Consider the following 14,669-nt stretch of genomic DNA (forward strand, 5'->3'; position numbering starts at 1 on the left):
GGTCAACCTCTTTAAATTATCAACTTACATTTACTAATTAAAATGAGATCGGCAAAATTGTTGAGTGTTTTATTACTGCTATTGGTAGTTCAAATTGTCTATGCGCAAAAAAAGCAAGCACCGGTAGTTGTAAATATATTGTTTACTTCTGATGCACATTATGGGTTAAAAAGGGCTGCATTCAGAGGTGACACATCTGTAACAGGCCATAAAGTAAATGCCGCAATGATCGAAGCTATGAATACCGTTCCTGAACTAACTTTACCTGCTGATACAGGTGTAAACGCAAATGGTAAAGTAGGTCATGTAGACTATGTCATACAAACAGGAGATATTACTAACCGCATGGAGTTACCCATCCAAAGTGCGGCTGCTTCATGGGCGGAGTTTAAGAATGATTACCTTAACTGTTTAAAATTAAAAAACAGCAAGGGCGTTGCTGCGACATTATTGTTGGCACCAGGAAACCATGATATATCGAATGCAATAGGATATTATAAACCAATGAACCCGCATACTGATGCAACTTCGATGGTGAATATCTATAATTTGATGTTGCACCCAAGAAAACTGCTTACTGTCCAATCCTTTAATTATACGAAAGACAAAGTTAACTACTCTCGGGATATCCAGGGCGTGCATTGCCTGTTTATCACCCTATGGCCCGATTCAGCAGAACGCATTTGGATGGAAAAGAACCTTAGCACTGTACCATCAACCACTCCGGTGTTAGTTTTCAGCCATGATCAGCCAACCTGTGAAGCTGTTCACTTCACTAACCCAACCCCACCCTACAAAATTATATCTGGAAACAAGTTCGAGAATTTGGTAGCTGAACACTATAAAGAAAGTAATTCGGTGATGGAGAAAGGTACCGGAACAGATGTAGAACAACGCGGATGGGTAAAATTCTTAGAGGCACATCCAAACATAAAGGCATACTTCCACGGTAATAGTAACTGGAACGAATTTTACGTATATCAGGGCCCGGATAAAGATGTTAACCTCAATGTATTTCGGGTCGACTCGCCAATGAAGGGTAAATACTCTGGGATAGATGAAAGCAAATTATCTTTCCAACTTATCTCGCTTGATGCATCCACGAAAACACTAACCGTTAGAGAATGTCTGTGGAATACAGACATTAAAGAAAGTAGACCGAGGGTGATTTTCGGGAAATCCAAAACGATTAGCTTGAAATAATAAAATATAGAACAAAGTCAAAAAATGAACTGTTATGAGTTCGGTTCGCAAGGCAAATTACTTACTTCAAAATATTTTGTTATACAAAAAGCCGCTTCAGCATTGGAATAATTTAAAGGATTTCGTATGTTTATAAAGTAAGATTTGTAATTAATCTGCATCAATAAATGGTTAGCAATTCGGTGCGTAGTACATCGAAAACCATATAAAGTATTGTAAGTCAATAGGGCTTTAGTAATGTTCGATTCCCATACGAAATATTTTTTAAGTCAAAAACATTCATTATATTTGTTTAACGAGTTCATTGACTATTTGTTACAACTGGTTTAGGGATATAAATGCAATCAAATGTTGCTTAATAAAATGAGACCTATTAGGTTACCATTTCCCAGGTAAAGCTTAATAACTTTAACATAATCAACCATTTAAGGAGTAGGATAATCATCCTGCCATCCCGACACCAGCGATACCAATAAGTATAAAAACCCTGTATATAACAATATACAGGGTTTTTATTTACTCAAATCCTTTTCATTACATTATCTCTTACCGAAAAATAGTACCATAAAATAAAGTAATAGTAGTAGCAATACTTTATTAGAAGGATTAAGTTTGATATGATAAGGTCGTCATCAATATCAACCGCTATGAAAAGTAAAGCAAATATCAAGGCAGAGTTTCAAGAAAACGGATATGTTTTTATTCCTGGGTTTTTAACAAAGGAAGAAGTTGCTAATATCAATAAAAACTTTAGCCGGGTTATTAAAGAAGTGATACCCGGTATGGCAGAAAACAAGGTGTTTTATGAAGATAAAACCGATACTGCAACATTAAAGCAGGTAATGGATATACATACGCATGACGTGTTTTTTAATGATGTACTGTCAAACGGTAAGTTTAAAGACCTTGCAGAATTTTTACTGGACGATAAAGTTATCGGCAAAAACCTTGAGTATTTTAACAAGCCACCGCTAATTGGTAAGCTTACACCACCGCATCAGGATGGTTATTACTTTATGTTAGATCCATCGGTTGCGGTAACCATGTGGATGGCGCTTGAACCGGCCGATGAGGAAAATGGCTGTGTAAAATATGTAAAAGGCTCGCATCTTAAAGGTATGAGACTACACGGCCGGACAAAGACCTTAGGCTTCTCGCAGGGAATAATTGATTTTGGTACAGATGATGACTTGCAAAACGAGATCGCTTTTCCGGCCCAACCGGGCGATCTGCTGGTGCACCATTCTTTAACTATACATCGCGCCGGCGGCAATACTACGGCAAACAGAGACCGAAAGGCCTTGGGATTGATCTACTTTGGCGAATCCGCCAGGGAAGATGTTGAAGCAAAGAAAGCTTACCAGGAAAAGCTGCAAAAAGAAAGAGTTTGAGGGTACTGATCAGGAAGTGTCTGAACAATACTCTGCTATACCCGCAATGCCCTTTCATTCAAATCTATAAGTCAGAGATGATCGTTTCAAGGCCTATATATAAGTGAGTTAGAGCTTAGAATTTTTTTCGAATCGTGCTTATTTGTAAAAAATAAATATCGTTTAAAGACCAACACCTAAATAATATAATACTTTTTTACTCCGTGCGAAAGATAGTATCATAAATCCAATTAATAGTAGTAGAAAGCCTTTTTCATTAATATTAAATTTGGTAAAACATAATGTTAATATATGTATAGTTCTGTCAAAAGCAGTCTTATTATAATATTATAATGAAGTGTAATCAGGTAATCCAAGTATGTTGATCAACATAGGCGGAGTTAATATTTGGCACCAAAAACAATGATAATGAACCAATCTTTTTCACGAATAAACAAAGGATCATATGCTCAAATTTTACAGCAATAAGAAAGGACTGCTATCGCTGACATTTTTATTTTTTTCGTTAACCGTTTTTTCGCAAACCTTTATAAAGGGAGTTGTTAAGGATGTTCAGGGCAATACTATACCCGGGGTTAGTATAAAAGTAAAAGAAGATACGCAGGCAGGTACCATTACAGATAATAATGGTGCTTTCTCCATCCGGTCAGCCCCGGGCTATAAAACATTAATTGCAAGTTTTATAGGATTTGGCACTCAGGAAGTACTTATAAACAACCGCGATATTATCCCCATTACGCTTGAGGAAAGCCAAACAGGGTTAAATGAAGTAGTTGTTACCGGTTATACCAGTACAGTACGTAAGGATTTAACAGGTTCCATAAGTACGGTAAATATGGCCGACCTGCAAAAAGCTCCTGTTCAGTCGTTTGCCGAAACGTTGGCCGGCAGGGTGCCGGGTATCCAGGTGGTATCTCCAGATGGTAAGCCAGGTTCACAACCTACTATTTTGATACGTGGTTTAGGATCGCTTACCCAGGATAGCTCGCCGTTGTATGTTATTGACGGTGTGCCTATTGAAAGCCCCGATAATAACATGATAGACCCGGCCAATATCGAAAGTATATCAGTACTTAAAGATGCTTCGGCAACAGCCATATATGGTTCCAGAGGTGGTAATGGTGTAATTGTTATTACAACTAAAAGAGGGAAAAAAGGTCCGTCAAAAGTTGACTATAGCGGATATTATGGTATAAATCAACCCTACAAGTTTTATAAGCTATTAAGCCCTTATGAGTTTGTGCGGTTGGCGCAGGATCAGTTCCCTACCAATAACCCATACTTAACAAATGGTAAGACCCTGGAAGATTACCGTGACGTAAAAGGCAGCGACTGGCAAGATCAGCTGATCAGGACCGGTGTATCTAATAATCATTCATTAATGGTTTCGGGCGGAAACGAAAATACCAATTATGCCATATCGGGTAACTATGTTAATCAAACAGGTATCATTATAGCATCAGATTATACCAGATATCAAGGTAAAATATCGCTTGATCAAAAAGTAGGATCAAAAGCAAAGGTGGGCGGTACTTTAACATACACCCGTAATATGACAACCGGAGGTGACCCTTCGCCGGGATCAACCTCATCGTTGTTTTTTAGTGCCTATACTTACCGCCCGATTGCAGGCCCGTCGTTCGGCGACTTCCCTCTGGAAGATCTGTTGTATGATCCGGATAACAGTTACCCAACCGATGCACGCTTAAATCCTATTATATCATACCAAAACGAGTTAAGGAACAAGATCAATAAAAACGTGATTGGCAATGTGTATATTGACTATAGCATCCTTAAAAACCTGAAATTTACTATCAGGGGGTCAATTAACTCGACCGACCAGCGTACCGAAGCATTCAACAATACCAAAACCCGGAGCGGTGGGAAATATGGAACAATTGGGGTGAATGGCTCGGTTTTAAATGGGATAATTGATGTATATACTAATACTAACCTGCTACAATACGATAACGTCTTTGGAGACAAGCATCACTTGACTGTACTACTAGGTACAGATTTACAACGCACCAACTATAAATCGTTTGGGTTGAGTTCAAACTTTATACCTGATGAAAGATTGGGCTTGAGCGGCATTGACGTTGGTATAGTACAACAAAACGGCGCGGTTGCCCGGATATCCTATAACACACTTGAATCCGGCTTTGGTAGCGTAGGCTATAACTATGCTGGTAAATATTATATAAGCGGTACTTTCCGGGCTGATGGTAGTTCGAAATTTTCGGATAATCGTTGGGGGTACTTCCCATCTGCCGCCGTTAAGTGGAAGCTGAGCGAGGAGGCGTTTATGAAAAAGCAAACTATTATTTCGGACGCTAATATCAGGGCAAGCTATGGTACTGCCGGTAACAACCGTGTAGGTGATTTTGACTATGTAGCCAACTTAAACTTTACCAGCCAATTGTATTTAAATGGTGGCCTTGTTGGGTTTAATGCCGTTACCAGCACACTGCCTAATCCAACATTGAAATGGGAAACCGATACCAAACAGAATATAGCAGTTGATCTGGGATTTTTAAATGACCGCATTAACTTAACTGTAGAATATTATCATAATAAAGTTACGGATTTGCTGTACCGTACCCCGCTGCCTGGCAACGTTGGTTACACATCTGCCATTCGTAATATTGCCAGTTTAAGCAACCGTGGTGTTGAGATCACTTTAGGTGCAGATATAATCAAAAGCAAAAATTTTGATTATTCTACCAATTTCAATATATCGTTCAATAAAAACCGGTTAGATGCTTTATCCGATCCAAGTGAAGAAGGCCTTACTACCAATGTAAACTGGGATCCAAACTTTACCAGCATACCAGCCTTTATATCAAAAGTTGGCGGGCCGCTGGGCCAGATCTATGGATACATATCTGATGGTTTATATCAGTTAGAGGATTTTGATAAACAACCAAATGGGACTTACCTTTTAAAAGCAAATTTGCCCTTAAACGGGCCGACACAAAGCCGTGCTTCTATGGTACCCGGTATGGAAAAATATCGTGATATTAATAATGATGGTACTATAAACGATAACGATAAAACTGTTATAGGCAATGGCTACCCGATACATGTAGGTGGCTGGAGCAATAATTTCCGCTACAAAAACTTCGACCTTAACATGTTTTTCCAATGGTCGTATGGTAACGATATCATCAATGCTAACCGAATTTGGTTCACTGGTGGTTCTGTGACCTTCCGTAGTAATTTGGGCCCTCAAAATGCCTTTGCCGATTATGCCAACCGCTGGACAATTAATAATACTAATACTGACATAGCCAAAATAGGGCAAAACAGTGCTGTATATTCTACCCGTTATGTTGAGGATGGATCATATCTCAGGTTAAAAGCGTTTAATGTGGGCTACAATTTCCCTCAAAAATGGTTAACCCGATATAAAATAAACAGGTTAAGGGTGTTTGTTTCTGCAGCTAACCTGTTTACTATAACAGGCTACAAAGGTTATGATCCTGAGGTATCTACTTACTCAACAGCGTTAAGCCCTGCTTTAGATTATTCAAGCTATCCGCGTCCCATCACCATAACCGGTGGCATTAACTTATCGTTATAATTTAAACTAAAATATATGAAAAAGATATTTACAACAAGTTTAATAGCTTTAACGCTGCTTTGCGGCAGTTGTAAAAAAATTCTTGATACCAAGCCTCAGGATTTTTTATCACCCGATCAATATTTTGCCAAGCCTGAAGATGCTACTGCAGCTTTAGGAGCAGCCTGGCAAATGCTTACTAAAAGAGAAGTGCTTGGCGGTTATTACCAGTTCCGTTACCAAACATCCGACGATTGCTATACTAATTTATCTGCGGCTTTCCCGGCAAACCTTGGTTTAACAGCGTCTGATCCGCAATGGGCCACAAGGTGGAACTACATGTATCAGACAATACAATATGTTAATATTTTATTGGCTAATCTGCCACGCGTACCTATGGACGAAACCCAGCGGGGCATAATTAAAGGCGAAGGTTTATTCCTGCGTGGCTTTATTTATTACGAATTGGTTAAAGAGTGGGGCCCCATACCGGTTAGATTGACACCGTCAACCGATCCAACCGATGTAAACTTACCTGCTACACCAATAAAAGATGTGTATGCGCTGATTTTAAAAGATCTTAAAGACGCTGAAGCTTTAGTGCCTGCCGCGACAGTGGCTAACTACGGAGGTGCCGGCTATGCTTCTAAATCAACAGTGCAGGCTATACTGGCCCGTGTTTGTTTAACTATGGCAGGATTTCCGCTTAACGATGTTTCTAAATACCAGGACGCCAAAGATTGGGCGCAAAAAGTGGTGGACTCAAAACTCCATTCGCTAAATACTGATTTTACCCAGGTTTTTAAAAACTATGCAAATGGCACAATTGATAAAAAAGAATCTATCTGGGAAATCGATTTTAACTACGTATCAGGCAACTCTAATCCATCAGGCAGTATTGGATACCTAGATGGTATTAGGAATACCAACGTCGCCTTTGGTGCCTCTGTTGGACAATACAACGTAACCAGGAAGCTGATCCTTTCTTACGGATCTTTTACGGCTACAAAAGATCTTCGTCGCGACTGGACTTGCACTCCGTTTAAATGGCATGTGGTTAATGGCACTGAGCAATCTGATGCGGATATTGACGCTAACAAGGTATTCTTTACATCGGCCCAGCTTTATGAGCGGTATTTTGCCAAATTCAGGCAATATTTTGGCCCGCTTCCTGCCCAGGTATCCAGTCAGTCGCCGGTTAACTGGCCGGTTGTGCGTTACTCGGATGTGCTGTTGATGTTAGCCGAAGCCGAAAATTATTTAAATGGACCTACGGCGCTGGCGTACTCGTGCATTAACCAGGTAAGAGAGAGAGGCTGGGGCAAAATGCAGCCTGGCGCCACAAATATTACCGAAGCTGACGAGCCGGCCGGATTAAGTAAAGCTGCTTTCCAGGCTGAGCTACAAAACGAGCGTTTCAGAGAATTGGCCGGCGAGGCGTTACGGAAAAATGATTTAATACGCTGGGGCATATTTGTACCTACTATAAAAGCGCTATTGTCAGATATAACCGATACTGCTGCACCTGCCGAAACCAATAGGGGTACCGCGAGCGGAAGCGCCTATTTCGCTGTATTGAATTTGAATAAAATTACTGGCCGCGACCTGTTATGGCCTTACCCAACTTCAGAGTTGCAATATAATAAGGCCCTTAAACAAAATGAGGGCTGGTAACATCAATCCATTAAGAAATATATAGAAAAATGAGAACAAATCTAAAATACTTATATAAATGCTTTGGTGTAGGCCTTGTAGGATTGCTAATACTACCGGGTTGCAAAAAGCAATCGATTGAAACGCCCAATTTTGATGTAAGCGTTGAAAAAACAGACTACGCAATAAACGAACCTGTGGTATTTACATTTTCAGGAACTGCTGATGTAGTGACTTTTTACTCAGGTGTAAAAAGCCCGGTTAACGCTGAATACAAGAATAAAGACCGGGTATCCGTTGTTGGCAAACCGCAGTTACAGTTTACATCGCTACGTACCGGAGCCGGCACGCAGGCCAATACGCTTAGTGTACTAATGTCAAGGGACTTCGCGAACGCGTTCAACGCGGATGACATCCAAAAAGCCACGTGGGTTGATTTAACCTCAAAGGCAACATTATCAACCGGTACAGATACGCAATCAGGAGTTATTGATTTATCCGACCAATACACCCCCGGTACATCGGTCTTCCTGGCCTTTAAATACACAGCCAAAAAAGATGCCGTCGCTGCACAACCCACATGGGCAATAAAAAGTCTTGCCCTTGATAACGTAGCGGCTGACGGCACGGTTACCTCAGTTGCCACGACAGCGTCAACCTGGGGAACGTACAGTATATTAAACTCGGCAAACAACTGGTCGTTTAACGCTACTGCGTTAACCTTTACCGGCGGCGCTATTAATGCTGATGATAACGAAGATTGGATCATCAGCCAACCCATCCAGCTTAATCGCGCTCAACGTGCTTTTGGTGTGAGTGTTAAAATTAGTGCTACAACAAAATTAACCACTTACAAATTTGCCGGCTATCCGGCAGCAGGCACCTATACAGTATCCTTTGAGGCTATTAACGCCAACAAATGGGATAACAAGCAAACAGTTAAAGAACTTACGATAAACGTTAAATAGCTTTTAATCTAAAGATCAATGAAAAAGATCACTACAAAAATATCCATAGCAATTGTACTGCTCTGCCTTATTGGCCTGGCTGGTTGCAAAAAATTAGCATCATATGATTATCCGCCGGATAGCGCTACGCCATATGTATTAATTACTAATGATAATAATTTCTCCATATTTAAAATAGCCGTTGACAGGGCCGGTCTTGCCGGATTGCTAAGTAGCAACGATGCTTATACTGTATTTGCGCCTAATAACACCGCCTTTACCAATGCGGGATATCCGCAAACACTTATACAAACGCTGCCTTTGGCAGAGGTGATTACCCTGGTAAAGAATCATATAATTGCAGGTAAGCTTGATGCAACTACAATCACTGCTCCTAAAGCTACACTTAGTGGAAGGCAAATTAGCGTGCAGAAAATAGGGACAACATACTATGTTGAAGGGGGAGATATCCTCAACAAAAATCTAAAAACTACCGGCGGTTATTTAAATACCATAAACAGGTTAATTTATAGCAGGCCAACAATTTTAGATGTAATTACTGCTTATACCGCCAACTTTACTGTGGCTGCACAACAATATACTTACTTGCAGGCTGCTATTACAAGAGCAAGCACAGGCAGCACTAATTTTACAGCCTTATTTACCGGTACCGAACCATATACCTTATTTGCACCCAATAATGATGCTTTTATTACTGCCGGTTATGCAACTGTAGCAGCGGTAACGGCAGCAGCTCCCGATGTTTTAGGCAACCTGCTTAAATATCAAATGATGCAGGGTACAAAACTTACCTCGGCTTTTGATAGTGTGGCGGTAAAAGCATACAACGGTACCAACATTTATTTCGATATCGCCAAAAACAGCGCAAATATAACCTCGTGGTATGCTAATGGCGTACTTTTTGGTAACGCGGGTGGAAACCTCACTGCAAATAACGGGGTGGTACACGCTGTAGGGAGGTTTTTTCCAACGCCAATTACTACAACTACCCTTGATCGTATTAACGCAGATGCTACGCTAACCATGTTCGCGGCGCTTATACAACGCGCCAGCACTGCCGACCCGAAATATAATTTCACAAGCTTTTTATCAAGTACGTCATCATTCACTGTATATGCCGTAAACAATACCGGCTTAATAGCTGCCGGGTATGCCAATGTAGCTGCGATTAATGCCGAGAGTCCAGAAAAACTGGCCGCGATACTAAAATTACATATCGTACCTAAAAGAATAAATAATATCAGCGTTGCCGAGGGTGGTACCGTTACTTCTTTATCAGGCACAACTCTTACTATTAATACCACCAGCGGATATAAAGTAAAAGGCCCGTCAAACCCGGCTGCTATTGCGGTGGCTACAGGGAACGTAGTAACAACAAATGGGATACTAAATATTATTGGCACATTGCTGACGCCGTAATAGTTATGAAGAAGGTATTGTACGTTTTTGTGCTGTTGGTTGGAGCCGGCACGGCAGTGTTTGCGCAAAGCAAACAACAGGTAGAAGGATTTGATACCGTAGTTTTCCACTACAATGCAAATAGAAGCAGGCCCGCGATGGATTTCAGAGGCATGACCAAAGGCTATATGACAGCTGGATGGTGGGCACCCGGACAAATGCAAAAAAATAGGCTGTCGTGGAAAACAGCAGCGGTAACCAATAAGGCACCTACCACTTTCTCGTTCATAGCTGCAACCAGCGTTCTGCCCCCTGAAATTACTGTAGGGCCGCAAGTGAGGTTAACAGTTAACGGCCATTATGCGCTCACATTTACGCTGGGCCGCATGAAGGACTATACCTGGCATGAGGGGGAGTACGAACTGAAATACATCTCTAAAAGAGTAGAATTTCCGTACACCAGCGCCCATCGCGAATTTGGCCTGAATGGCAACAGCGGTATCTACCAGTTGAGTGTGCCGACATCGGCTGTAGAAGCCGGCAAGGCAGCCTTAATTGAAATAGAGGTACTTCCGTTTGAAAGATGGCATAACGGCTGGTTTATGATAAAAAGCTACCACGATGTATTGCAGGCAAGCACTATAGCTTCACTCCAGGCCCAAATTAACACTTTACGGGCAGATGCTAACCTTTTTAACGAGCAAACGCACATTCTGGCTACACAGCTATACAGCAAAATGCTGGGTACCGATAAGTATCAGCACAGCGTGATCTACACCAACGGTTATCGCCATATTCATCCTGCGGATATTATAAAATTACAAAACGGAGAAATGTTATTGATGGCCCGTGAGGCTACCGAACATTATGCCAACGATGGCGATGTAATTATGCTGCGCAGTAAGGATGGCGGCAAAACATGGGGCGAAAAACAGGTAATTGGGGGTGTTAAAGATTTGGATGAACGCGAAGGCTGCGGTATTCAATTAAAGGATGGTACCATCATCGTCAGCATGTTTTATAATAACAATTATACCGTTGATGGTACCTATAACTGGGAGGGCAAAGGCAAACTGCCGCCAACAGATAAGCCCCGCCTGGGTTCCAACCTTATCCGGTCTACAGATAATGGACATACCTGGTCGACCATGAATAATATTGATCTTACCGGCATGCCATTTAAAGGTATTGAAGGACCGACTGATGCGCCGATTGAGATGCCGGACGGTTCGGTATTGATGGGTGTAATTGGCTATGGCATTGATGGTGATAGCAAGAATGTTGGTTCTGTGATGATCAAATCAACCGACAAAGGCAAAAGCTGGAAATATCTTTCAACTATAGTGGGCGATCCGGGAGGTAAATACGAAGGCTTTAGCGAACCCGGTATAGTACGCACTAAATCGGGCCGCATTGTAGCCGCCATGCGTAATAAACAGGATGAAAATAATATCTACACAACCTACTCTGATGATGACGGCAAAACCTGGGTGCCTATAATTAAAACAGATATGATAGGCCACCCGGCAGATTTAATTCAACTGCAAGATGGCAGAGTGATGGCTACCTACGGCATTAGGGAAGGTCCGGGCCGCCATTCTGAGCCCGGGGGTATAAGAGCTTGCTTTAGTAACGATAACGGTAAAACCTGGGACATTAAAACAGAAGTGCAATTGCGCAACGATTTTATTAATTGGGATGTCGGGTATCCCGAATCTATCCAATTTGATGATGGCAGCGTGATGACTGTTTATTACTTTAACCTGTTTGGTAAATATTTCCTGGGATCAACATTCTGGAAACCTTAACAATACGGCCATAGCCAACTTTTTTAAACCCGCTGAATCGAAAGTTAGCGGGTTTTTTCTTTAGGATGATTTTCTTATCCGCAATTAAATCATAAAATGATTTTGTAGTTTTTTATCATTTGTTAGCTTTACAGCTCATTCAGATTTACCACTATAAACTATTGTTCATGAAACACACATTCAGGAAGCTAAATCTCCTTGTCCTAAGTTTGATAACGGCTTGTGCCGGCATAGTAAAGGCGCAGGATAAATTACCGGCTTATCCGTTAATTACGCACAATGCTTATTTCAGCATCTGGTCTACCACCGATAAATTGAACGAGTCTGTTACCAAACATTGGACAGGAAAAGACCAATCAATTTTGGGCGTGATTAAAGTTGACGATAAATTTTATCGCTTTATGGGCCAGCCGTCACTACAATATAAAATTGTATTGGCTGCAACTGATGAACAGGCGTACACTGTAGCCTATACTAATGATGCGCCTGGCGATGGCTGGGAAAAGCCTGACTTTGCCGACGGTAGCTGGAAAACAGGTGCAGCCCCATTTGGCGATGAACGTGCCAAACAGGGCACCAACTGGCGCAGGGGCGACCTTTGGGCACGACGTAAGTTTACCCTGAACGAAGTGCCAACAGGAAAGCTGTTCCTGAAAATATTTTATGATGATAACATTGAAGTATTTATAAACGGCAAACAAGTATTCCGCAAAAGAGGGTGGAATGATGGATTAGATACGTTCCCATTAGCCGATGCATCAGCTTTAAAAACCGGCGAGAACGTAATGGCTATCCATATCAAAAATACCGCAGGCGGCAGCTATTTGGATGCAGGTTTGGTAGAAGGTGTTGAAGATAAAAGCGTAGATGCTGTAGTACCGGCTGAACAAACAAATGTACAAGTAACAGCAACCCAAACCTTTTATACCTTTAAATGCGGCCCTGCAAGTCTGAAAGTTACGTTCACTTCGCCGTTAATAATGAGCGATCTCAATCTATTTTCATCCCCGGTATCCTACATCACTTACCAGGCCAGATCAACCGATGGGAAAAAGCATAACATTAGCGTTTACCAGGGCGTAAGCAGTAATGTAGCGGTAAACACGCCATCGCAAGCCGTACAGGCATCTGCTTACAGTAAAAATGGATTAAGAATATTAAAAACAGGTACTGTAGATCAACCGGTATTACAAAAGAAAGGTGATAACCTGCGTATCGACTGGGGATATGCTTACGTAGCAGCTCCGGCTGTTTTGGGTGCTAAACAATATATAACCGGGGATAAAGACGCTATTGGCTCGTTTGCTAAAAACAAATATACATCAACTACCGGCAGCGGCAAGCAGTTAATGTTAAACGTAGTTTTGCCTTTAGGCCTTGTTGGTACAAGCGCGGTAAGCAAATATACCATGATAGGTTATGACGATCTGTACTCAGTACAATACTTTGGTACTAAACTTCGCCCATGGTGGCGCAATGCCCCGGGCGCTACAATGGATGGTGCTTTAACCAAAGCAAGCAAAAACTACGCTGCGGTTATAGCTAAATGTAACGCTACCGATAAATTAATTTATGCTGATGCCTTTAAAGCAGGCGGCGAGCAGTATGCAAAATTATGCGACATGGCTTATCGTCAAAGTATAGCTGCGCATATTTTGGTTAAAAGCCCGCAGGGCGATATTCTATGGTTATCAAAAGAAAACTTTAGCAATGGCTCTATCAATACGGTTGACGTAACTTATCCATCTGCACCGTTATACCTGTTATATAATCCAAACTTAATGGCTGGTATGCTTAACGGTATTTTTTATTACAGTGAAAGCGGTAAATGGAAAAAGCCTTTCGCAGCGCACGATCTTGGTACTTATCCGTTAGCCAATGGCCAAACTTATGGCGAGGATATGCCAGTTGAAGAGTGCGGAAACATGATAATTTTAGCTGCTGCTATTGTTAAGGCACAGCACAATCCGGGCTATGCTAAAAAACATTGGCAAACCTTAACCATCTGGACTAACTATTTAGCTGAAGCAGGTTTTGACCCGGGTAACCAATTATGTACTGATGACTTTGCGGGCCATTTAGCGCACAACGCTAATTTGTCTGTAAAAGCAATTGTAGCTATTGGCGCATATGCCCAAATGGCCAAGCTATTAGGCGATAATGCAACCGCACAAAAATACAGTGCAATGGCGGCAGATTACGCCCAGAAATGGATAGCTAAAGATGATGCAGGCGACCACTATGGTTTGGTTTTCGATAGCAAAAATACCTGGAGCCAAAAATATAATATGGTATGGGATAAGGTTTTGAACTTAAATCTGTTCCCGCAAAAAGTATATGATACCGAGATGGCTTTTTACTTAAATCATCAAAACGAATTTGGTTTGCCGTTGGATAGCCGCAAGACCTACACAAAATCCGACTGGATAATGTGGACAGCTGCTATGGCAGACAAAAAATCGGACTTTGACGCTTTACTAAAACCGGTATTTAAATTCGCGACAGAAACCCAATCGCGCGTACCACTAAGCGACTGGCACGAAACCACTACCGGAAAAATGGTAGGCTTCCAGGCACGTAGCGTAATTGGCGGTTACTGGATGAAAGTTTTAAGGGATAAACCGATCTTGAAATAAGCTGGATCAATTAAATAACGTTAAAAAGCCTTAGGTGAAAACCTAAGGCT

Annotated in this window: 8 protein-coding genes; all 8 read left to right on the plus strand. The window is 41.5% G+C overall.

The features are described from left to right. Window positions 1-42: 42 nt before the first annotated feature. Window positions 43-1,203: a metallophosphoesterase family protein gene (locus tag ABIB50_RS02240; RefSeq protein WP_429376893.1), complete on the plus strand. Its 1,161-nt coding sequence runs from the start codon at window positions 43-45 to the stop codon at window positions 1,201-1,203. Between the two features lie 647 nt (window positions 1,204-1,850). Next, window positions 1,851-2,594: a phytanoyl-CoA dioxygenase family protein gene (locus tag ABIB50_RS02245; RefSeq protein ID WP_429376895.1), complete on the plus strand. Its 744-nt coding sequence runs from the start codon at window positions 1,851-1,853 to the stop codon at window positions 2,592-2,594. A 445-nt stretch (window positions 2,595-3,039) separates the two neighbouring features. Next, window positions 3,040-6,177 (plus strand): SusC/RagA family TonB-linked outer membrane protein, encoded by a 3,138-nt coding sequence (locus tag ABIB50_RS02250; protein ID WP_429376897.1) that lies wholly within the window; start codon window positions 3,040-3,042, stop codon window positions 6,175-6,177. Between the two features lie 15 nt (window positions 6,178-6,192). Beyond that, window positions 6,193-7,830 (plus strand): RagB/SusD family nutrient uptake outer membrane protein, encoded by a 1,638-nt coding sequence (locus ABIB50_RS02255; protein ID WP_429376899.1) that lies wholly within the window; start codon window positions 6,193-6,195, stop codon window positions 7,828-7,830. Window positions 7,831-7,859: 29 nt separating this feature from the next. Next, window positions 7,860-8,777 carry a DUF5017 domain-containing protein gene (locus ABIB50_RS02260; RefSeq protein ID WP_429376901.1) on the plus strand — a complete coding sequence of 306 codons (918 nt, stop codon included), beginning with the start codon at window positions 7,860-7,862 and terminating at the stop codon, window positions 8,775-8,777. 18 nt (window positions 8,778-8,795) lie between these two features. Then, window positions 8,796-10,196: a fasciclin domain-containing protein gene (locus ABIB50_RS02265; protein WP_429376903.1), complete on the plus strand. Its 1,401-nt coding sequence runs from the start codon at window positions 8,796-8,798 to the stop codon at window positions 10,194-10,196. Window positions 10,197-10,201: 5 nt separating this feature from the next. Continuing rightward, window positions 10,202-11,983, plus strand: a complete 1,782-nt coding sequence (locus tag ABIB50_RS02270) for a sialidase family protein (protein WP_429376905.1) — start codon at window positions 10,202-10,204, stop codon at window positions 11,981-11,983. A gap of 167 nt (window positions 11,984-12,150) precedes the next feature. Further along, window positions 12,151-14,619: a glutaminase domain-containing protein gene (locus ABIB50_RS02275; RefSeq protein WP_429376907.1), complete on the plus strand. Its 2,469-nt coding sequence runs from the start codon at window positions 12,151-12,153 to the stop codon at window positions 14,617-14,619. The last annotated feature ends 50 nt before the right edge of the window (window positions 14,620-14,669 follow it).

The sequence above is a fragment of the Mucilaginibacter sp. UYCu711 genome (genome assembly GCF_050433825.1).
In the GTDB taxonomy this organism is placed as follows: domain Bacteria; phylum Bacteroidota; class Bacteroidia; order Sphingobacteriales; family Sphingobacteriaceae; genus Mucilaginibacter.